Source organism: Halobacillus sp. AWH4_228 (assembly GCF_056158365.1).
Map to the genome: position 1 here is coordinate 1,191,346 of NZ_JBSWTE010000001.1, position 20,168 is coordinate 1,211,513.

General features: G+C 46.6%; 21 protein-coding genes, 1 tRNA gene and 1 pseudogene. 16 read left to right on the forward strand and 7 right to left on the reverse strand.

All coding sequences use genetic code 11. The features are described 5' to 3' along the window. Positions 1–7 precede the first annotated feature (7 nt). From rapZ to ACXADP_RS05815, 4 genes are all read left to right on the forward strand, one after another. Positions 8–892, forward strand: a complete 885-nt coding sequence (gene rapZ, locus ACXADP_RS05800; protein ID WP_474971071.1) for an RNase adapter RapZ — start codon at positions 8–10, stop codon at positions 890–892. A 3-nt stretch (positions 893–895) separates the two neighbouring features. Continuing rightward, entirely contained in the window at positions 896–1,849 is a 954-nt protein-coding gene (locus ACXADP_RS05805) for a gluconeogenesis factor YvcK family protein (RefSeq protein WP_474969374.1), read from the forward strand. A gap of 34 nt (positions 1,850–1,883) precedes the next feature. Then, positions 1,884–2,840, forward strand: coding sequence for a DNA-binding protein WhiA (gene whiA / locus ACXADP_RS05810; protein WP_474971072.1), 957 nt, complete (start codon positions 1,884–1,886; stop codon positions 2,838–2,840). A 126-nt stretch (positions 2,841–2,966) separates the two neighbouring features. After that, a complete protein-coding gene (locus ACXADP_RS05815) occupies positions 2,967–3,221 on the forward strand; it encodes an HPr family phosphocarrier protein (RefSeq protein ID WP_281658455.1) in 255 nt (84 codons plus the stop codon). A 100-nt stretch (positions 3,222–3,321) separates the two neighbouring features. On the opposite strand, the pseudogene clpP reads toward ACXADP_RS05815, so the two are convergent. Further along, positions 3,322–3,909 (reverse strand): annotated as a pseudogene (clpP, locus tag ACXADP_RS05820) (ATP-dependent Clp endopeptidase proteolytic subunit ClpP); the annotation flags it as partial. Between the two features lie 376 nt (positions 3,910–4,285). Here clpP and ACXADP_RS05825 point away from each other — a divergent pair. The 11 genes from ACXADP_RS05825 to ACXADP_RS05875 all read left to right on the forward strand — a co-directional run bounded on the left by ACXADP_RS05825 (position 4,286) and on the right by ACXADP_RS05875 (position 13,595). Beyond that, positions 4,286–4,361: transfer RNA gene (locus ACXADP_RS05825), tRNA-Arg, on the forward strand. A 253-nt stretch (positions 4,362–4,614) separates the two neighbouring features. Further along, positions 4,615–4,839 (forward strand): hypothetical protein, encoded by a 225-nt coding sequence (locus ACXADP_RS05830; protein ID WP_474969372.1) that lies wholly within the window; start codon positions 4,615–4,617, stop codon positions 4,837–4,839. Positions 4,840–4,911: 72 nt separating this feature from the next. Next, the gene (locus ACXADP_RS05835) at positions 4,912–5,133 is read left to right on the forward strand and encodes a glutaredoxin family protein (protein WP_474971073.1); all 222 of its coding nucleotides are present in this window, start codon (positions 4,912–4,914) and stop codon (positions 5,131–5,133) included. 153 nt (positions 5,134–5,286) lie between these two features. Further along, positions 5,287–6,315 carry a sugar-binding transcriptional regulator gene (locus ACXADP_RS05840; RefSeq protein ID WP_474969370.1) on the forward strand — a complete coding sequence of 343 codons (1,029 nt, stop codon included), beginning with the start codon at positions 5,287–5,289 and terminating at the stop codon, positions 6,313–6,315. Between the two features lie 36 nt (positions 6,316–6,351). Further along, entirely contained in the window at positions 6,352–7,359 is a 1,008-nt protein-coding gene (gene gap, locus ACXADP_RS05845) for a type I glyceraldehyde-3-phosphate dehydrogenase (RefSeq protein WP_474969369.1), read from the forward strand. A 175-nt stretch (positions 7,360–7,534) separates the two neighbouring features. Continuing rightward, positions 7,535–8,716: a phosphoglycerate kinase gene (locus ACXADP_RS05850; RefSeq protein ID WP_474971074.1), complete on the forward strand. Its 1,182-nt coding sequence runs from the start codon at positions 7,535–7,537 to the stop codon at positions 8,714–8,716. 20 nt (positions 8,717–8,736) lie between these two features. After that, positions 8,737–9,498 (forward strand): triose-phosphate isomerase, encoded by a 762-nt coding sequence (gene tpiA / locus ACXADP_RS05855; RefSeq protein WP_474969367.1) that lies wholly within the window; start codon positions 8,737–8,739, stop codon positions 9,496–9,498. Next, positions 9,491–11,029, forward strand: a complete 1,539-nt coding sequence (gene gpmI / locus ACXADP_RS05860) for a 2,3-bisphosphoglycerate-independent phosphoglycerate mutase (protein ID WP_474969366.1) — start codon at positions 9,491–9,493, stop codon at positions 11,027–11,029. Before tpiA ends, gpmI begins: the two co-directional genes overlap by 8 nt. A gap of 13 nt (positions 11,030–11,042) precedes the next feature. Continuing rightward, the gene (eno, locus tag ACXADP_RS05865; RefSeq protein ID WP_474969365.1) at positions 11,043–12,329 is read left to right on the forward strand and encodes a phosphopyruvate hydratase; all 1,287 of its coding nucleotides are present in this window, start codon (positions 11,043–11,045) and stop codon (positions 12,327–12,329) included. 92 nt (positions 12,330–12,421) lie between these two features. After that, entirely contained in the window at positions 12,422–13,006 is a 585-nt protein-coding gene (locus ACXADP_RS05870) for a YdcF family protein (protein WP_206933510.1), read from the forward strand. Positions 13,007–13,016: 10 nt separating this feature from the next. After that, entirely contained in the window at positions 13,017–13,595 is a 579-nt protein-coding gene (locus tag ACXADP_RS05875; RefSeq protein WP_474969364.1) for a nitroreductase family protein, read from the forward strand. 13 nt (positions 13,596–13,608) lie between these two features. Here the strand turns inward: ACXADP_RS05875 and ytzI are convergent, their stop codons facing one another. The 6 genes from ytzI to ACXADP_RS05905 are packed head-to-tail and all read right to left on the reverse strand — an operon-like array spanning position 13,609 to position 19,478. Further along, positions 13,609–13,800, reverse strand: a complete 192-nt coding sequence (ytzI, locus tag ACXADP_RS05880; protein ID WP_474971075.1) for a YtzI protein — start codon at positions 13,798–13,800, stop codon at positions 13,609–13,611. A gap of 54 nt (positions 13,801–13,854) precedes the next feature. Further along, entirely contained in the window at positions 13,855–15,573 is a 1,719-nt protein-coding gene (gene ptsP / locus ACXADP_RS05885; protein WP_474971076.1) for a phosphoenolpyruvate--protein phosphotransferase, read from the reverse strand. A 4-nt stretch (positions 15,574–15,577) separates the two neighbouring features. Continuing rightward, positions 15,578–15,844 (reverse strand): phosphocarrier protein HPr, encoded by a 267-nt coding sequence (locus tag ACXADP_RS05890; protein ID WP_027956353.1) that lies wholly within the window; start codon positions 15,842–15,844, stop codon positions 15,578–15,580. Positions 15,845–15,901: 57 nt separating this feature from the next. Further along, positions 15,902–17,803 (reverse strand): PTS fructose transporter subunit IIABC, encoded by a 1,902-nt coding sequence (locus tag ACXADP_RS05895; protein ID WP_474971077.1) that lies wholly within the window; start codon positions 17,801–17,803, stop codon positions 15,902–15,904. A 14-nt stretch (positions 17,804–17,817) separates the two neighbouring features. After that, positions 17,818–18,732, reverse strand: a complete 915-nt coding sequence (gene pfkB, locus ACXADP_RS05900; protein WP_474971078.1) for a 1-phosphofructokinase — start codon at positions 18,730–18,732, stop codon at positions 17,818–17,820. Next, entirely contained in the window at positions 18,729–19,478 is a 750-nt protein-coding gene (locus ACXADP_RS05905; protein ID WP_474969359.1) for a DeoR/GlpR family DNA-binding transcription regulator, read from the reverse strand. The genes pfkB and ACXADP_RS05905 overlap by 4 nt, the downstream gene beginning before the upstream one ends. 204 nt (positions 19,479–19,682) lie before the next feature. Here ACXADP_RS05905 and secG point away from each other — a divergent pair, with 204 nt between their 5' ends. Continuing rightward, the gene (gene secG / locus ACXADP_RS05910; protein ID WP_027956357.1) at positions 19,683–19,913 is read left to right on the forward strand and encodes a preprotein translocase subunit SecG; all 231 of its coding nucleotides are present in this window, start codon (positions 19,683–19,685) and stop codon (positions 19,911–19,913) included. Positions 19,914–20,168: the final 255 nt, after the last annotated feature.

The window sequence follows — 20,168 nt, forward strand, 5'->3', positions numbered from 1 at the left end:
GATGGAGATGCATGTAGATGCAAACGAAACTCAGCTGGTAATTATTACTGGAATGTCAGGGGCAGGGAAAACCGTAGCTGTTCAAAGCTTTGAAGATCTCGGTTTTTTTTGTGTGGACAACCTGCCGCCTGCCCTACTGCCTAAATTCCTGGAATTGATGAAGGACTCGAGCAACAACATACAGAATGTGGCGCTTGTCATGGATTTGAGAGGGCGGGAATTTTTCGATGCGCTTTTTGATTCCCTGGACAAACTGGGGAAAGAAAACTGGCTGCAGGAGCATATTCTTTTCCTTGATGCAGAGGATCAATCCCTCGTTTCAAGGTATAAAGAAACACGCCGCTCCCACCCGCTTGCCAAAGAAGGGCTTCCTCTTGAGGGAATCCGTAAAGAACGAAAAATGCTTGATGAGCTGAGGGGACGTTCCCAGACGATCATTGATACCACTTCATTGAAACCGAAGGAACTGCGGGAGCGCATTATTGAAAGCTACCGACAGAAAGAGCAGCAGGTGTTTTCGGTTCAGATGGTGTCCTTCGGCTTCAAATACGGGGTGCCGATTGACGCGGATTTAATGTTTGACGTGCGTTTCCTTCCAAATCCCCATTACGTGGAGCAGATGCGTCCGATGACAGGTCTGAATTCAGAGGTGTCCTCTTATGTGTTCAAATGGAGCGATACACAGAAGTTTCTGGAAAAGCTGAAGGATCTGCTTCAGTTCATGCTTCCCCAGTATAAACGGGAAGGCAAAAGTCAGCTTGTTGTCGCCATCGGCTGTACCGGAGGCCAGCACCGTTCTGTAGCTTTGGCGGAGCATCTATCCGAATATTTTTCAAGCGATTTCGTGACCCACGTAACCCACAGGGATATCGAAAAAAGGAAGGGTTTGTAATAGATGGATTCAAAGACGAAACCGCGTGTCGTCGTCATCGGAGGCGGCACCGGAATGCCCGTGCTCCTGCGGGGACTGAAAAAATTACCTGTTGATCTTTCAGCCATCGTAACGGTTGCTGATGACGGGGGGAGTTCAGGAAGACTCCGAACGGAAATGGCCATCCCTGCTCCGGGAGATATCCGAAATGTGGTAGCTGCTCTGTCAGATGCAGAGCCTATGCTGCTCGACTTGTTTCAGCACCGCTTCTCCAACGGCAACGGTCTTTCCGGCCATTCTATGGGAAATCTCCTTCTGGCAGCCATGGCGTCCATGACAGGGGATTTTTATAAAGGGATTAAGGAAATCTCCCGGGTGTTGAATGTCCGTGGAAATATCTATCCCATTGCCAACCACAGCATGAACCTTCACGCGGAAATGGAGGACGGGACGATCGTAACCGGCGAATCAAGCATACCCAAACAAGGAAAACGAATAAAACGGGTGTTTGTCAGTCCTACACCGGTCCAGCCGCTTCCGGAAGCCGTGGAAGCCATCCAATCGGCGGATTTAATTGTCATCGCTCCGGGCAGTCTATATACGAGCATCCTGCCGAACATTATCATTCCTGAAATCGGTCATGCGCTGAAAGAAACGAAGGCAAAAGTAACGTATATCTGCAACGTTATGACCCAGGAAGGCGAAACATCCGGCTATTCTGCAGGTGATCATATCCAGGCACTGGTTGATCATATCGGCCGTGACGTGGTACAGTCAGTAATTGTGCACAACAGACCGATTGATCAGCACGTCCGTAAAAAGTATGCCGAAGAAAATGCTGAACCGGTGATTTATGATATTGACCGGATCAAATCGATGGGTGTCCAAGTGATTGAAGAAGATATTATTGATCATGATAAAGTGATGCTGCGCCATGATACAGCTAAATTGGCGCGTCTTTTACATTCCATGCTCTAAGAAAGAGATTGTTGTTAGGAAAGGGGGGATCGGAATGTCCTTTGCATCAGAAATTAAGAAAGAGCTGACCAACGTAGAAGCAGATATGGGATCGATGGAAGCGGAACTGGCTGCGCTCGTACGGATGAATGGAACGTTCTCCTTATCGAACCGCCAGTACATTCTGGATGTGCAGACGGAAAACGCGGCTATTGCCCGCAGGATCTATACACTGATCAAGAAGATTTACCCATACCCTGTTGAACTTCTTGTGCGTAAAAAAATGCGTTTGAAGAAGAATAATGTATATATTGTAAGACTTGCGGAAAAGGCGGATGTTGTTTTGGAGGACCTTGAAATACTAAAAGGACCGTTATCCATAAACCCCAATATTCCCCAGAAGTATTTGAAAGATACGAGTTGTAAACGGGCGTATTTGAGAGGGGCCTTTCTTGCCGGAGGTTCTGTCAATAATCCGGAAACTTCTTCTTATCATCTGGAAATTTATTCTGCTGATGAGGAACACAACGAGGCGTTGTGTAAGCTGATGAACAGCTTTGACCTGCATGCCCGCACGCTGAGCAGGAAAAAAGGATACATCACTTACTTGAAAGAAGCCGATAAGATCACAGAGCTGATCAGCAACATCGGCGCCCATCAGGCGTTATTCAAGTTTGAAGATGTCCGGATTGTAAGAGACATGAGAAATTCCGTAAACCGTCTGGTGAACTGCGAGACGGCCAATCTGAATAAAACCATTGGGGCGGCTTTCCGCCAGGTGGAGAATATAAAATTCATCAAACGGACAGTAGGACTGGAGGCTCTTCCGGATAAGCTTCAGGAGATTGCTTCCCTTCGTCTTGAGTACCAGGAAGTTTCACTGAAGGAACTAGGGGAATACGTTTCAGGCGGAACAATCAGTAAATCCGGCATTAACCACAGACTGAGAAAAATTGATGAATTCGCTGACCGGGTTAGAAAAGGTGAAGTCACAGAAAAGTCCAGAAACTGATTCATCTTCGGATTCATTCGTGCTATAATAAAAGACAATTATAACGCTTTCGTAAGGAGAGCGTTCTTTTTTCACCCATTTGATAACGCTTACAAAAGTGGTGTGAACAAGAAAGGAGAATGACCAGTGTTGGAAAAAACGATTAAAATCGAATTGGAAACCGGCCTTCAGGCAAGACCTGCTGCCTTGTTTGTTCAGGAAGCTAATAAATTTTCCGCGGACATCTTCATTGAAAAAGAGGAAAAACGTGTGAATGCAAAAAGTATCATGGGGTTAATGAGTCTTGCGGTAGGCACCGACGAAGAAGTGAAAATTATCGCAGACGGGTCTGATGAAGAACAGGCCATTCAAATGTTAACGGCATTTGTGCAGCCTGCGTAAGCTTCATTATGTGAATCAATGAACGTGTCGAATAAGAGAACGTTCTCATATAAAACATAAAAAATCCGCTGGAACTCCAGCGGATTTTCAAGAGATGTCATTAAACGTTCTTTTCCATCACTTTGTCGATTAGTCCGTACTCAACAGCTTCGTGTGCAGACATGAAGTTGTCACGGTCTGTATCGCGTTCGATGACCTCATACGGCTGACCTGTGCGTTCGGCAAGAATCTGGTTCAGTTTCTCGCGCATTTTGATGATACGCTTTGCGTGGATTTCAATGTCAGAGGCCTGACCCTGTGTACCGCCTAGTGGCTGGTGGATCATGACTTCACTGTTTGGAAGAGCGTAACGCTTCCCAGGCTCACCAGCGTTCAGAAGGAAGGCACCCATAGATGCTGCCATACCTGTGCAGATGGTAGATACGTTCGGCTTGATGAACTGCATCGTATCGTAGATCGCCATTCCTGCAGTAATGGAACCACCTGGTGAGTTAATGTATAGGGAAATATCTTTTTCAGGGTCATCTGCTGCAAGGAACAACAGCTGAGCTACAACAGAGTTCGAGATGTTGTCATCGATCGGGCTGCCGAGCATAATGATCCGGTCTTTAAGTAAGCGGGAGTAGATGTCATAAGCACGCTCTCCCCGGTTTGTTTGTTCAATAACTGTAGGGACTAAATTCATTGTAAGTTCCTCCTTATCATCACTTGATTATCTTTGAGATACATTCATCATACCTTTAAGGTCAATAAAGGTCAAACAAAAACAATCGACGATATCCGCAGCCGTTAAATCAGACGGAAGACACGGATTCCTTCTACCATCATACCCTTAATTGTCTGTAATAAACGTAGGATATAAAAATCCGTGGAACATCCGATGACCTTCTATGTACATGTTTAAAGATCTCATTTCCTGGTCACTGTGCAGGAAGGGTCCGCGGAGTTCCAGGGTCCCGGCGGATCGTTTTATCATAAGTATACGTACCAAAAGAAATTATTTTTCAAAAACGGGTTGCGTAATCAGTGGTCATTCATTATAATAGTATTTGCATGTCGCTTCTGCGCCTGTAGCTCAGTCGGATAGAGCGGTAGATTCCGGTTCTACGTCAGTCGGGGGTTCGAATCCTCTCAGGCGCGCTGTCTAAAATAGACCTTCCTTTTGGAAGGTCTATTTTTTTATTCCTTCTATTATTATGGTACAATAATAGTAGGATAAAGTAGACAGTTACATGCATGTTATTTAAACATCTTATGAACAGTAATCTTACGGCAGTTATACGAACGTTTATTTGGGTAAGTTATTCCAATGTAGTTTCTAAATGAGGCGTCGTATGTTATGATTATTTTATGTACTGTAGGACTTTTCGCTTTATTTAGAAGAGGGGTATCTATGACAAACCTAATCCGTTACAAAATCTTGGCGACCGAACAAGTGTCTGAAGACCGGCGGATTCACGTGTTTGATATGCAGAAGCAGCAGAAGTTGTCGTTTAATTACGAGTTACTGAAAAGAACTCCGGAAAACTATGTAGGCGAAGGGTTGGCGGAATTTTTACATCGCAGAAAACTCAAAATCGATAATGGCTTTTATGATAAAAAAGGGCACGCATCTTGAATGTGTGTCCTTTTTATTGTGAGGTAGGAACAAGTCCTGTACAAAAAAGATAGGATAAGGGGAGGGGATGGCATGCAGACAGCCGTTCTGTATAGGAAGAACGGATGCACGTTGTGTGATGAAGTGAGGGCCCTGTTGTCTTTGTTTTCTGTGGAAGTGTCAGAAGTAGATATCGAAACAGACCCGGAGCTCCATGAGAAGTATTTTCTCGAAATACCAGTCGTGAGGATCAATGAAGAGGAACTGGACTATCGGACCATTGATTACTTTGAGCTGCAAAAGCGTTTACAATAAAAAACCATGGGTTTTCTGCTTGCACCCGTACCCCCTCACTGTTAAGATAAAAAATGTAATGAGATATTTTTTTGCTCCTAGCGGGACATAATATGACTACCTGGGACGTAATTCATCCCAGTCGGCAGTTTTTTCAAAGAAGGGGCTTTTTCCATGCGAGCGTTCATCGATCTACAAAAAAAATTATTCCCTGATGTCCTGGACGTTATTCAGAGGCGCTATCAGCTGCTTCATTACATCCAGATCATGCAGCCCGTCGGAAGAAGAGCATTGGCTGAAAACGTCAATCTTGCCGAACGGACGGTACGCAGCGAGGTGGACTTCTTAAATCAGCAGGGAGCTGTTGAAATTACATCAAGAGGCATGCATCTCAGCTATGAGGGGCAGAACATCCTTGAGCAGCTGGCTGAATTTATAAAGGAAGTTACAGGCATTAAGGTTTTGGAGCAACAGTTAAAGGATAAATTAAATCTGGATTACGTTGTTGTTGTTCCTGGTGATAGTGATGAGCTCAATTGGGTAAAACAAGAGATGGGAAAAGCTTGTGTCCAGTATTTGAAAGGCCATATGAGTCCTGAACAGGCCATTGCCATTACAGGTGGAACAACGATGGCATCCGTTGCCCAGATGATGACCTCATTCAAGGGCGCCGATCAATGCCTGTACGTACCTGCCAGAGGCGGGCTGGGTGAAAGAGTGGAAAATCAGGCCAATACGATTTGTGCGGAGATGGCAAAAAAAGCAAAGGGCGACTACCGTTTGTTATATGTACCCGACCCGCTGAGCGAGGAATCCTATAAAACGATAAAAGAAGAGCCTTCCATCAAAGAAGTTCTCGACATTATCCGTCATGCCGACATCGTTATCCATGGTGTTGGAGATGCAATGACCATGGCACAACGGAGAAAGACATCTCCGGAGCAGCTGGAGCTGATCCAGCAGTATGAAGCCGTGGGAGAAGCATTTGGATACTATTTCAATCGTATGGGTGAAATCGTTCATAAGGTTCGCACCGTTGGTCTGCAGCTTGAGGATCTGAACAGATCCCGGCATGTCATTGCCGTTGCCGGAGGCCGGTCAAAGGCTCAGGCAATCGCTTCTTATTTCCAGCCCGGACAGAGTAATGTCCTCATCACAGATGAAGGGGCTGCACAAGAGTTAATAAGGGATTTTTCCCTTTAAATAAAATGATTTTTATCATTCAAGGAGGAATTTTGCATGACAGTAAGAATTGGTATTAATGGTTTTGGACGTATTGGACGTAACGTATTCCGTGCTGCACTTAACAACAATGATGTAGAAGTAGTGGCGGTTAACGATCTAACAGATGCGAATATGCTTGCACACCTTCTTCAGTATGACACTGTACACGGTGCTCTTTCTGAAAAAGTAACAACAAACGGTGACAACCTGATTGTTGGCGGCAAAGAAATCAAAGTACTATCTGAAAAAGATCCAGCACAACTTGGCTGGGGCGATCTTGGAGTAGATGTTGTGATCGAATCTACAGGACGCTTCACTCAGCGCGAAGATGCGAAGAAACACATCGACGCCGGTGCTAAGAAGGTCATTATCTCTGCTCCAGCGAAGCAGGAAGACCTTACAATCGTTATGGGTGTTAACGAAGATCAGTATGATAAGGATTCCCATCACGTTATTTCCAACGCTTCCTGCACAACGAACTGCCTGTCTCCAGCAGCGAAAGTTCTTGATGAGAAGTTCGGTCTTAAGCGTGGTATGATGACAACGATCCACTCTTACACAAACGACCAGCAAATCCTTGACCTTCCACACAAAGACTACCGTCGTGCGCGTGCTGCAGGTCAAAACATTATCCCAACAACTACTGGTGCGGCACAAGCTGTTGCAAAAGTACTTCCACACCTTGATGGTAAACTAAGCGGAATGGCGATGCGTGTACCAACAATGAACGTATCTATCGTTGACTTCGTTGCGGAACTTGAAAAAGACGTAACAGCTGAAGAAGTAAACGAAGCACTTCGTGAAGCTGCTGAAGGCGACCTTAAAGGTGTTCTTGCTTACAGCGACGAGCCACTTGTATCTTCTGACTACAATGGCAACACGAACTCTTCCATCATTGATGGTCTTTCTACAGCAACTCTTGAAAACAACATGGTTAAAGTTGTCACTTGGTACGACAACGAAACTGGTTACTCCAACCGTTGCGTAGACTTGGCTGTATACCTTAAAAACCAAGGCTTGTAATATCTGAGTCTTTTTAGAAAATACTAGGAAAAGAAGGAAAGGAGGAGGTCTCATGTCCTCCTCCTTTATCCTTGTTTTTCTGTTTTCTGCTTGTCTGCGTTTCTGTTCCTTCAAGGTGTGGAAACGTACATAAGGGCAGATGTTTAACGACCAAAACCAAGGAGGTTGTCATTCTATGAATAAACAAACGATTCGCGACGTTGAAGTGAATGGAAAAACGGTCTTCTGCCGCGTAGACTTCAACGTACCAATGAGCGATGGAGAGGTAACAGATGACACAAGAATTAAAGCTGCTCTTCCGACAATCCAGCACCTGACTGGAAACGGAGCGAAAGTCATTCTTGCCAGTCACCTGGGACGACCTAAAGGAGAAGCGGTACAGGAGCTTCGACTTGATCCTGTAGCTGACCGTCTAAGTGATCTTCTTGGACAGACGGTTATTAAAACAGATGAAGTATTCGGTAATGAAGTCAATCAGGCCATTTCAGAATTGAACAATGGTGATGTGCTTCTTATTGAAAACGTACGCTTCCATCCTGGTGAAGAAAAGAACGATGCTGAACTTGCGAAGGCTTTCGCAGACATGGCTGATCTTTTCGTTAACGATGCCTTCGGTGCTGCCCACCGTGCCCATGCGTCAACAGCGGGTGTAGCTGAACATATCCCGGCCGTTGCCGGTTTCCTTATGGAAAAGGAAATCAATGTACTCGGCAAAGCTTTATCCAACCCTGAGCGCCCTTTCACAGCCATTGTTGGTGGAGCGAAAGTGAAAGACAAAATCGGCGTGATTGATAACCTGATTGATAAAGTGGACAATCTGATCATCGGCGGTGGACTGGCTTATACATTCGTAAAAGCCCTCGGCCACGAAATCGGTAAATCCCTTCTTGAAGAAGACAAAATGGATCTTGCCAGAGAGTACATGAAGAAGGCAGAAGAAAAAGGCGTGAACTTCTACATGCCGGAAGACGTTATCGTTGCTGATGACTTCTCTGATTCTGCCAATAAAAAAGAAGTAGCGATTGACAGCATCCCTGCAGACTGGGAAGCGCTTGATATCGGTCCGAAAACGAGAGAAAAATACGCCAACGTCATCAAGGAATCCAACCTGATCATCTGGAACGGACCTATGGGCGTATTTGAAATTGAATCCTTTGCCAATGGTACGAAAGCCGTTGCTGAAGCTCTGTCCGAGACAGAAGGCTACAGCGTGATCGGCGGTGGAGATTCAGCAGCAGCTGTTGAGAAATTCGGCTATGCATCTGATATGAACCACGTATCCACCGGCGGCGGTGCTTCCCTTGAATTTATGGAAGGTAAAGAACTTCCAGGGGTTGCTCTACTAAACGATAAGTAAAAAGGAGAGGTGAAGCAGTCATGCGTAAACAAGTAATCGCAGGTAACTGGAAAATGAACAAAACGCACCGTGAAGCGGAAGATTTCATTCAGACAGCTAAAAACGAAGTGCCATCTGCCGAACAGGTGGAATCCATCGTTGTAGCTCCATTCCCTTTTCTACAAAAGCTTGTAGAGGAAACAGAAGGAACGAGTCTGAAAATCGGTGCACAGAACATGCACTTTGAAGAGAACGGCGCTTTCACAGGTGAAGTCAGTCCTGTTATGTTGAAAGAGCTGGGAGTGTCCCACGTTGTTCTCGGCCACTCTGAACGCCGTGAAATCTTCAAGGAAACAGATGAAGATGTCAACAAAAAAGTCCACGCCGCTTTCAAGCACGGCCTGACTCCAATCATCTGTGTCGGTGAATCCCTTGAACAGCGTGAAGCCAATGAGACGATGGATGTTGTAGAAGGTCAAGTGAAAAAAGCACTTGAAGGACTTACAAACGAGCAGTGTGCAGAAACGATCATTGCCTATGAGCCGATCTGGGCGATTGGTACAGGCCGCACAGCAACTTCTGAGCAGGCCAATGAAGTGTGCACACACATCCGTAAAGTTGTCAGCGAGTACGTGAATGCCGATGCTGCTGATGCGGTCCGCATCCAGTACGGCGGAAGTGTAAAACCTGCAAACGTGGATGAGCTGCTTTCCCAGTCTGACATTGACGGAGCTCTTGTGGGAGGCGCAAGCCTTGAAGCAGATTCTTTCCTAAAACTTGTGGAGGCAGGTAAGCATGAGTAATCAGAACTTAGCTGCGTTAATCATTCTTGACGGCTATGCCATCCGTGATGAAGAATTCGGAAATGCCGTGAAGCAGGCCAACACGCCAAATTTTGACCGTTACTGGAACCAGTTCCCTCATTCTCAGCTCACGGCGAGTGGAGAGGCTGTTGGACTTCCTGCAGGCCAGATGGGGAACTCTGAAGTAGGTCACTTGAACATTGGTGCCGGCCGTGTGGTTTATCAAAGCTTAACCCGTATTAATCTTGCGATCCGTGAAGGCGACTTCTTTGATAATGAAGTTCTCAAGGATGCTGTTAAAAAAGCAAAGGAAAAAGGTAAGGCCCTTCACATCTTCGGCTTGTTGTCTGATGGTGGAATTCACAGCCATATCGAGCATATGAAAGGCACGCTGAAACTGGCCGAACAGGAAGGATTGGAACAAGTATTCCTCCACGCTTTCCTTGATGGACGTGACGTTGGTCAGCAATCTGCCAAAACCTATGTGAAGCAGGCACAGGAAGCTATGGAGGAAATCGGCATCGGCCGTATGGCTACGATTTCCGGCCGCTATTACGCTATGGACCGCGACAATCGCTGGGAACGCGTACAGAAGGCCTATGATGCGATCGCTTACGGAGAAGGTCTAACGTATCAGGACCCGATTCAGGCGATTGATGATTCCTACAAACAGGAAGTCTATGATGAATTCGTAGAACCTGTCGTTCTTACGGATGATGACGGTCAGCCGATCGGTAAAGTGGAGGACGAGGATAGTATCATCTTTTTCAACTTCCGTCCTGACCGTGCCATCCAGCTGTCCCGCACATTTGCCAATGATGATTTTGATGGGTATGACCGTGGGGAGAACGCTCCGAAAAACCTTCACTTTGTGAGCATGACACAGTACAGCGATCAAGTGAAAAGCCATATCGCGTTCCCACCGAACGATCTGAAAAATACGATCGGGGAAGTGCTGGCCGATAACGATATGAAACAGCTTCGTATCGCAGAAACGGAAAAATACCCGCACGTAACCTTCTTTATGAGCGGCGGCCGCGAAGCTGAATTCGACGGGGAAGAGCGCATCCTTATCGATTCACCTAAAGTGGCAACGTACGATTTACAACCGGAAATGAGTGCTTATGAAGTGACAGATGCTCTCCTTGCAGAGCTTGATGCGGATAAGCACAATGCGATTCTCCTGAACTTCGCCAATCCGGATATGGTCGGTCACTCAGGCATGCTTGAGCCGACAATCAAAGCGATTGAAGCTGTCGACGAATGTCTTGGTAAAATCGTTGATAAAATTCATGAAAAAGGCGGACACGCCATTATTACAGCGGACCACGGGAACTCTGACGAAGTGACGACTTTGGATGGAGATGCCATGACCGCACACACGACAAACCCTGTGCCTGTCATTGTGACAAAAGAGGGCGTCGATCTCCGCGAAGGCGGAATTCTTGGTGATCTTTCACCAACCCTGCTGGAACTGCTGAATGTAGAGCAGCCGCAGGAAATGACTGGACAATCATTAATTAAAAAATAAGGGAGAGATATTAATGCCATATATTACTGACGTATATGCACGTGAAGTCCTTGACTCTCGTGGTAACCCAACAGTTGAAGTTGAAGTTTATACTGAATCCGGAGCTTTCGGTACAGCTCTAGTCCCAAGTGGAGCATCTACAGGTGAGTATGAAGCTGTAGAACTTCGTGATGGTGACAAAAACCGTTACCTTGGAAAAGGTGTTCAAAACGCCGTTGACAACGTAAACGAAAAAATTGCTCCAAAACTTCTTGGTATGGATGCAACCCAGCAGGTGATCATCGACCAAATGATGAGAGAGCTTGATGGTACAGAAAACAAAGGAAACCTTGGTGCCAACGCAATCCTTGGTGTTTCCATGGCCGTTGCCCACGCAGCAGCTGAAGTGGTTGGACAGCCTCTTTACAAATATCTTGGAGGATTCACAGCGAATACTCTTCCAACACCAATGATGAACATCCTTAACGGTGGAGAGCACGCGGACAACAACGTGGACATCCAGGAGTTCATGGTTATGCCTGTAGGAGCTCCTACTTTCAAGGAAGCTCTACGCATGGGTGCGGAAATTTTCCACTCCCTTAAGAAAGTACTAAGCAGCAAAGGCTACAACACTGGTGTCGGTGATGAAGGTGGATTTGCTCCTGACTTAGGTTCTAACGAAGAAGCTCTTTCTACAATCATCGAAGCGATTGAAGCAGCTGGCTACAAGCCGGATGCTGAAGTGAAGCTTGCGATGGACGTTGCCTCTTCTGAAATTTACGAAGATGGTAAGTACAACCTGAAAGGTGAAGGCGTTGTACGTACTTCTGAAGAAATGGTGGACTGGTACGAAGAGCTTGTGAACAAGTATCCAATCGTTTCTATCGAAGATGGTCTTGACGAGAACGACTGGGAAGGTACGAAACTTCTTACAGACCGTATCGGCGACCGCGTACAGCTTGTAGGGGACGACTTGTTCGTAACCAACACAGAAAAGCTTTCCCGTGCGATTGAAGAGGGTGTAGGAAACTCCATCCTTATCAAAGTGAACCAGATCGGTACACTTACTGAAACATTCGAAGCCATTGAAATGGCGAAGCGCGCCGGCTACACAGCCGTCATCTCCCACCGTTCTGGTGAAACAGAAGATGCTACGATCGCTGACATCGCTGTTGCGACAAACGCCGGTCAAATTAAAACAGGTGCTCCGTCCCGTACGGACCGCGTAGCGAAATACAACCAGCTTCTTCGTATCGAAGATCAGCTGCTTGGTACAGCCGTTTACGCTGGTGAGAAAGCTTTCTACAACCTGAATAAGTAATTCTGCTCAAAAGCCTCTCTGATGGATTCAGAGAGGCTTTTTTATGTGATAAACTAGATACATACGTTAATGGAGTAGGAGAACGATCACGAATGAAGAAGTTCATTGTAATGGGAATGATCATCACTCTGTTGTACAGCGCGTACACGGCTTATTCGGTATGGACCTTCGGGGAAGGCAGCCAGCCGCCTGAGGCGGATGCCGCCATCGTGCTGGGAGCTGCTCAGTGGAATGGTAAACCGAGCCCGGTATTTGAAGGGCGCTTGAAGCAGGGAATTGAGCTGTATGAGAAAGGGCATGTGGACTACCTGATCTTTACAGGCGGAAAAAGTGAACAGGCTGCTTCCTCTGAAGCGGAAGTAGGACGGGAGTATGCTTTGGAAAAAGGAGTCCCTGAAGAAGATATCCTTTATGAAGACAGCTCTTTGATGACAGAAGACAATATCATCAATGCAAAGGAAGTAACAGAGGAAAAAAACTTAGAAACGTTTTTAATTGTCAGCGATCAGTTTCATTTAAAGCGGGCAGTCGCTATGGCAGAGAGTTATGGGATGTCTGCCAAAGGTGTACCGACCCAGTATTCAGCTTATCAATCGCTGGATACAAAGCTGCCTTTCTTTCTCCGGGAGTGGGGTTTCTGGATGGGGCACCAGCTGACCAATCTGCTGATTGTTTGAGGTGAGGAAGATGGAATTAGTGGAAGCGGTGAAAAAACGCCGTTCGATTCACGAATATGAACCGAAACTTGTGGATGAAGAGGTGTTGAAAAATATTTTCCGTACAGCGGCATGGGCGCCGACCCATCGGATGAAAGAGCCGTGGAATGTTCACCTTTACCAGGAACAGGGAAAAGAACGTTACGCAGAGGCTGTGCTCGACAGCTATGAGCGTCAAGGGTTCTTTGAAGGCTATGATGAAGAGAAATCCCGGCAGTTGAAAAAGGGGATTGGTGATTTTCTTCTGCAGATTCCACACCACGCTCTCATTTACATGCCGAAGGACGAAGATGAGCGCAAGTTCGAAGAAGACTATGCAGCCGTATGTGCGTATATTCAAAATGTCCAGCTGCTTGCCTGGGAAGCTGGTGTAGGCGTACTCTGGACGACCAGTCCTTACCTTCACGATCCAGAGTTTGCAAAGGGAGTAGGTGTGGATCCATCTTTCTATAAACTGGTCTCTGTGCTTCAGATCGGCTATCCAAAGCGGATCCCTAAAGCGAAACAGCGCACAGATATTGGAGATAAAATGAAGGTTATTCGAACATAAAAAAGCTGACACCCTAGCGGGTGTCAGCTTTTTTTGCTGGGTGTACAGCTTCTTTATCCTCAGGCAGAGGGTCGATGGTATGGTTATATTCATAACCTTTATGAACAGCCATTCCGAACAATGCGGCAATGCCTAAGACAATACCAATACAGACAATCATAATGACTGCGAAAGTCAAAAGCTTCACCACTTTCTTCTTTGTCATGGCAGGGTCATTCACAACTGGTCGGTTTTATTGTCCCCCATCCTTTGAGGAAAATTACTTCATCTGTGTTTTTTCTTTAATGAAGGCAACGACTTCTTCGGCGGTACCCATAGAAAGAATTTCGTCTTTATAAGCAGCGAGTTCTTTCTTGGACAGATCCTTGATCTGTGTACGGGCAGGAAGGATGGACGTGGCACTCATGCTGAACTCATCCAGGCCTAGCCCAAGCAGGATCGGGATGGCAATCTCATCGCCGGCCATCTCTCCGCACATACCGGCCCATTTGCCTTCTGCGTGCGCAGCTTCGATGACGTTGTTGATCAGATTCAGAATCGCCGGGTTGTATGGCTGGTACAAGTAGGACACGCGTTCGTTCATACGGTCGGCAGCCATTGTATATTGAATCAGGTCATTGGTTCCAATACTGAAGAAATCCACTTCTTTAGCGAACTGACGGGCAATGACAGCTGTCGCTGGAATTTCCACCATCATACCGATTTCAATGCCATCAGCAATGTCATACCCTTCGCTTGTCAGATTGGCACGCTCTTCTTCAAGGATCGATTTAGCTTGACGGAACTCATCAAGAGTAGCGATCATTGGGAACATGATCTTCAAGTTTCCGTGGACACTCGCACGCAGCAATGCACGCAGTTGAACACGGAAGATATCATCACGCTCCAGGCACAGACGGATTGCGCGGTACCCAAGGAACGGGTTCATTTCTTCAGGAAGATCAAGGTAGGAAAGCTCCTTATCTCCACCGATATCAAGCGTACGGACGACAACAGGCTGGTCACCCATTTGCTTCAGTACTGAGGAGTAGGCTTCAAACTGCTCTTCTTCCGTAGGGAGCTGGCTCTTGCCCATGTATAGGAATTCTGTACGGTAAAGGCCGACACCTTCCCCGCCGTTGTTCAGGACACCTTCAACGTCTTCCGGCGTACCAATGTTGGCTACAAGCTCCACGTGCTCTCCTTCAGAGGTGAGGGTAGGCTCGTCTTTCAGCTTCGCCCACTCCTGTTTCTGCTTCTCGAAGTCTTCCTGCTTCTGTTGGTAAGTAGAAATCTGTTCTTCAGATGGATCAACGATGACGTCGCCGTTGATGCCGTCTACAATAATCATGATATCCTTCCCAGCTTTGGCCGTGATCTCTTTTGTACCGACAACGGCCGGGATTTCAAGAGAGCGGGCCATAATGGCTGAGTGGGATGTACGTCCACCAATATCTGTTGTGAACCCTTTAACGAACTGTTTGTTCAACTGAGCGGTATCGGAAGGTGTCAGATCATCCGCTACAATGACAACTTCTTCATTGATAAGTGCAGGATCCGGGAACGTAACGCCAAGCAGGTGAGCCATTACACGTTTCGTTACATCATTGATGTCCGCAGCGCGTTCGCGCATATACTCATTGTCCATGTTCTTGAACATGTCGATGAACATATTCGCTGTTTCGGAAAGAGCTGCTTCTGCGTTAACGTTATCATTTTTAATTTTGTCTTCAATCGGCTGGATCAATTCTGGATCACTAAGAACGAGCAGGTGGGCTGAGAAAATTTCTGCATGCTCATCACCAAGTGATTTTTTTGTATGGGCCTTGATTTTTTCAAGTTCTGTTTTTGAGATCTCAAGCGCATCTTGAAGACGGGAGATCTCTTGTTCCGGATCTTCTACTTTCTTTTTATCGAAAGAAAGGTCCGGAGCTTCCAGACGGTAGACTTTTGCGATGGCAATACCGCTGGAAGCTGCAATACCTTGAAGCTGTGTCATGCTGTTATTCCCCCAAGCTTTCATTCTTCATTGTTGTTTCCAAGTGATCGATCGCTTCCTGTTCGTCACTGCCTTCTGCCGTGATTTTCACTTCGGCATTAGCTGGAATCCCAAGACTCATGATGCCCATGATGGACTTCAGATTAACGGATTTTTCTTTGTAGTGAAGATTAATATCAGACTCGTACTTCCCGGCGTTCTGGACTAGAACGGTCGCAGGACGAGCGTGTACACCATCAGCAGATGTAATTGTAAAAGTTTTTTCTACCATAGTAGATATCCTCCTTATAAAAATTGGTTGTTATTGAATTACCCTAACTTTCTTATTTTAAGCCTTTTGGAGGTCTTTTTTCAAGAATCCTACGACAATTGCAGAAAGAATTGACCCGGCAATAATAGCCAGCAGATAAAGAAGGATTTGTCCGATTCCACCTTCAACAAGTGGAGCTACGATAATACCGCCGTGCGGGGCGCGGAGACCGATACCGAACAACATTGTCAGCATACCAGTGAGCGCACTTCCGGCTACCATGGATGGAATGACACGAACCGGATCGGCAGCTGCGAACGGAATCGCTCCTTCTGTAATGAAGAAAGCACCGAGTGGATAAGCGGCCTTACCTGTTTCGCGTTCTTCTTTCGTGAATTTATTTTTGAAGAATGTTGTGGCAAGTCCCATAGCAAGTGGTGGAACCATTCCACCAGCCATTGCAGCAGCAATAAACGTATAGTTCCCTGCATCAAGCGCTGCAATGCCGAATGTGTAGGCCGCTTTGTTGACAGGGCCGCCCATATCGACCGCCATCATGCCGCCGACAATCAATCCGAGCAGAGCGAGGTTGGAACCGCTCATGGAATCCAGAAGATCAAACAACCACGTGTAAACGCTTGTTAAAGCCGGGTTGATCAAAAGCATAATCATACCTGTACCGAAGATGGCGAACACAGGATAAAGCAGGACTGTTTTCAAGCCGTCCATAACAGCAGGCAGGCCTTCAAGCATTTTCTTCACGCCAAGTGTTAAATAACCAGCAAGGAAACCAGCAATAAGTCCACCTAAGAAACCGGAGCCATTTCCTGCACCTTCGACGGTCTGTGTAATGGCAATCAAACCACCGACCATACCAGGAGCAAAACCAGGTCTGTCCGCAATACTGGATGCGATAAAGCCGGCCAGTACAGGGACGAGCAGGAAGAAGGCATTGCCGCCGCCGATAATGCTGAGCATTTCAGCGAATCGGTTGTATTCAGCACTGTTCGGGTCGGCTGAGTTGATTCCCCAGAAGAAGGAGATCGCAATTAGGATTCCCCCTCCGACAACGAATGGGAGCATGTTGGAAACACCATTCATCAGATGCTTGTAAAAGCCAGTCCGCTGGCCTTTTTCACTGGAGGCTTCCTTGGAGCTGCCTCCACTTCCCTGAAACACAGGAGCATCCTGATTCAAGGCTTTATTGATCAGTTCCTTCGGCTCGTGAATCGCTTTGGCTACAGGCACTTCAATGACATGCTTTCCATGGAAATCTTCCATATCCACCTTTGTATCAGCAGCTACAATAATAGCTGCAGCGTCAGCGATGTCTTCTTTCGTCAAACGGTTTTTTACACCGCTGGATCCGTTCGTCTGTACTTTAATCGGTACGCCCATTTCCTTCGCTGTAGCTTTCAGCTTATCAGCAGCCATGTACGTGTGGGCAATTCCAGTCGGACACGCGGTGACGGCCAGGATTTTTCCGGAAGGCTGATCGTTGGTCTCCTCATCAGGCTCCTCGTCCTCGGCTTCTTTCGCATTAATCGCTGCAATGATTTCCTCTTTCGTCTGAGCGGCTTCCAACTGCTCACGGAATGTATTATCCATCAGGAAAGAGGATAGACGGGAGAGTGTTTCCAAGTGCGTGTTGTTTGCCCCCTCGGATGCAGCAATCATAAAGAATAAATGTGTCGGCTGGCCATCAAGGGACTCATAATCAAGGCCTTCCTGTGAGCGTCCGAATGCAATGGCGGGATTCTGGACAGCACTTGTTTTCGCATGGGGGATGGCGATTCCATCTCCGATTCCCGTTGTGCTTTGGCCTTCTCTATCTTCGATCGCTTTCTTAAAGCCATTCCGGTCGTTTAGACGGCCGGCTTCATCCAGCTTATCGACTAATTCATCGATCGCTTCCGGCTTTGAAGAAGCGGACATGTTCAGTACAATCGTCTCTTCTGTTAACAAGTCAGTAATTCTCATTTCGAATCACTCCTTTATTGAATTGGTGATACGTTGATTTGCTCAAGCAGGTGAAGAACATCCTCCTGCTCACAAAGGTCATCCTGAAACGCTGTAGCACTCCCAGATGCGACTCCGAATCGGAAGGCCTCTGCCAAGGACTTTCCTTCTGAATAGGCAGCGAGGAATCCCGCAACGACGGAATCACCGGCTCCTACCGAGTTTTTGACCGTCCCTTCAGGCACATTGGCATACCATTGTTCTTCGCGGCTCACATATACGGCTCCCTGGCCGCCCATGGAAACGATCACGTTTTCGACTCCTTGATCTACGAGTTTCTTCCCATAAAATGCAGCATCTTCAGGCGTGTGGATTTCTACATTATATAGATCTCCCAGTTCATGATGGTTCGGCTTCATGAGGAACAAGGGCTGGCCGAGAATCTGTGTCAGCGCTTTTCCTGATGTATCAAGAACCACTTTTGTATGATTTCTTCTGCAGATATTCGTGATCTGCTCATAATAATCACCCGGAAGAGAAGAAGGAACACTGCCAGCGAGGACTAAGATGTCTTCATTGGTCAATTGCTGAACCTGATCCAGCAGTGCCTGCTGCATGTCTTCGGACAAGGCAGGCCCCGGGCCGTTGATTTCTGTTTCGTCTCCAGATTTCAGTTTTACGTTTACCCTTGTTTTTTGACCGGTGTTCATAAACTGGTGCTGGACCCCTTCTTCGTCAAGGAAATCACGGATGAAGTCACCGCTGAAACCACCGATGAAACCGAGAGCCCTGGATTGGACACCCATCCGGTTGACGACCCTGGAGACATTAATGCCTTTTCCTCCAGGGTAGAAAAATGTCTGCCCGGCTCGGTTTAATCCACCAGCTTCAAATGAATCCACATGCATGATGTAATCAATGGATGGATTCAGCGTGCAGGTATAAATCATGTTGTCACAACCTTTATATTCGTTTTTTCGGCATAGTCCGTGTATGTCATGCCATTATCATTTGTAATAATATCTGCCTCATGTATGGCTGCGAACTGGGTGAAGGACGTTTCCCCGAACTTGGTATGATCGGCTAATATAAATCGTTCGCTCGAGAGCTGCAGTGTCCGCTGCTTAATCGCTGCTTCCTCTGGGTCCGGGGTTGTGAAACCATCCTCCAGCGTAATGCCGTTCACGCCCATGAAGCAGTTGTCAAAGCGGTACTGTTTGAGGTTCTGTAAAGCTCCTGCTCCTACAACAGCCCCCGTACGGGATTTCACCAGTCCACCGAGTACATACGTTCGAATGCCATGGTCCGTAAGAGCCAGCAGGTGATCCAGACCATTGGTTACCACGATAATATCCTTCTGTTTTAGAAAAGGAATCATTTCGTAAGTTGTCGAACCAGCATCAACAAAAACCGAATCACCATCTTTGACAAAAGAAGCGGCATAGGAAGCGATGGCCCGCTTTTCCTCTTGGAATTTCGTCTGCTTGTCCTTCATGGCCGGTTCATCGGCAGCAGACTGCTTGATCGATGCCCCGCCGTGGACGCGCCGCAGGTGACCTTGTCTTTCCAATTCATCAAGGTCGCGGCGGATGGTTGACTCTGACGCCTGAGTAACTTCGACGAGCTGTTTAATGGATGCGGTCTGATTGTTTTTGACTGTTTCTAATATCCGCTCGTGTCTTTCAGGTGTAAGCATTGGAGTCATCTCCTTGATCTTTATACTTGTATTATAAAGAAAGCCCTTTCAAAAAACAAGCATATTCTTTCAAAAACAATCAAAAAATATCAACACCAATCATGAGCCTTCTAGTAAAGGAAACGGGATGTTCTTGCCGGCTTCCGGCTTTTATGCTACATTTAAAATAGTTATTTGTACGTCTTTAGGAGGTGTTCGAACATCATGGAAACACTTGTTATCACTTTGCTGACCATAGATACAATCGCACTTATCGTTTTAGTACTTTTACAATCCGGAAAGAGTGCAGGGTTGTCCGGAGCTATTTCCGGTGGAGCTGAGCAGTTGTTCGGAAAGCAGAAAGCCCGCGGAATCGACGCTGTTCTGCATAGATCGACCGTTGTAACCGGAGTCCTGTTCTTCGTTTTGGCTTTCCTTACAGGCTATATCGTTTAATGGATGACAGCTGAACGTTAAAAACCACGCGTTTATACAATGCGTGGTTTTTCTTTTTTTAAGGGAAAATATACGGATGCAGCTGTTTTTTTTCTGCAATGATGCCCTGGAAGGTTTACGTGGGTTTTTCTGCTCATCGTTGCTTGAATCCTGTTATGAAATGCAGAGGTTTGTTGAGGGAACCAGATGGGAAGTCTGAATATAGGTTTAACCCTTCCGGCAGACGGATACGCAGAATGTGCCAGGGCGGTGTAA

Excerpts from the sequence above, each read along its gene's own strand:
- tpiA (WP_474969367.1), top strand. The coding sequence starts at position 8,737 with ATGCGTAAACAAGTAATCGCAGGTAACTGGAAAATGAACAAAACGCAC.
- rapZ (WP_474971071.1), top strand. The coding sequence starts at position 8 with ATGCATGTAGATGCAAACGAAACTCAGCTGGTAATTATTACTGGAATG.
- ACXADP_RS05895 (WP_474971077.1), bottom strand. The coding sequence starts at position 17,803 with ATGAGAATTACTGACTTGTTAACAGAAGAGACGATTGTACTGAACATG.
- ACXADP_RS05905 (WP_474969359.1), bottom strand. The coding sequence starts at position 19,478 with ATGCTTACACCTGAAAGACACGAGCGGATATTAGAAACAGTCAAAAAC.
- ACXADP_RS05835 (WP_474971073.1), top strand. The coding sequence starts at position 4,912 with ATGCAGACAGCCGTTCTGTATAGGAAGAACGGATGCACGTTGTGTGAT.
- gpmI (WP_474969366.1), top strand. The coding sequence starts at position 9,491 with ATGAGTAATCAGAACTTAGCTGCGTTAATCATTCTTGACGGCTATGCC.
- pfkB (WP_474971078.1), bottom strand. The coding sequence starts at position 18,732 with ATGATTTATACCTGCACGCTGAATCCATCCATTGATTACATCATGCAT.
- ptsP (WP_474971076.1), bottom strand. The coding sequence starts at position 15,573 with ATGACACAGCTTCAAGGTATTGCAGCTTCCAGCGGTATTGCCATCGCA.
- gap (WP_474969369.1), top strand. The coding sequence starts at position 6,352 with ATGACAGTAAGAATTGGTATTAATGGTTTTGGACGTATTGGACGTAAC.
- ytzI (WP_474971075.1), bottom strand. The coding sequence starts at position 13,800 with ATGACAAAGAAGAAAGTGGTGAAGCTTTTGACTTTCGCAGTCATTATG.
- ACXADP_RS05875 (WP_474969364.1), top strand. The coding sequence starts at position 13,017 with ATGGAATTAGTGGAAGCGGTGAAAAAACGCCGTTCGATTCACGAATAT.
- ACXADP_RS05805 (WP_474969374.1), top strand. The coding sequence starts at position 896 with ATGGATTCAAAGACGAAACCGCGTGTCGTCGTCATCGGAGGCGGCACC.
- secG (WP_027956357.1), top strand. The coding sequence starts at position 19,683 with ATGGAAACACTTGTTATCACTTTGCTGACCATAGATACAATCGCACTT.
- ACXADP_RS05840 (WP_474969370.1), top strand. The coding sequence starts at position 5,287 with ATGCGAGCGTTCATCGATCTACAAAAAAAATTATTCCCTGATGTCCTG.
- ACXADP_RS05830 (WP_474969372.1), top strand. The coding sequence starts at position 4,615 with ATGACAAACCTAATCCGTTACAAAATCTTGGCGACCGAACAAGTGTCT.
- whiA (WP_474971072.1), top strand. The coding sequence starts at position 1,884 with ATGTCCTTTGCATCAGAAATTAAGAAAGAGCTGACCAACGTAGAAGCA.
- ACXADP_RS05890 (WP_027956353.1), bottom strand. The coding sequence starts at position 15,844 with ATGGTAGAAAAAACTTTTACAATTACATCTGCTGATGGTGTACACGCT.
- eno (WP_474969365.1), top strand. The coding sequence starts at position 11,043 with ATGCCATATATTACTGACGTATATGCACGTGAAGTCCTTGACTCTCGT.
- ACXADP_RS05870 (WP_206933510.1), top strand. The coding sequence starts at position 12,422 with ATGAAGAAGTTCATTGTAATGGGAATGATCATCACTCTGTTGTACAGC.
- ACXADP_RS05850 (WP_474971074.1), top strand. The coding sequence starts at position 7,535 with ATGAATAAACAAACGATTCGCGACGTTGAAGTGAATGGAAAAACGGTC.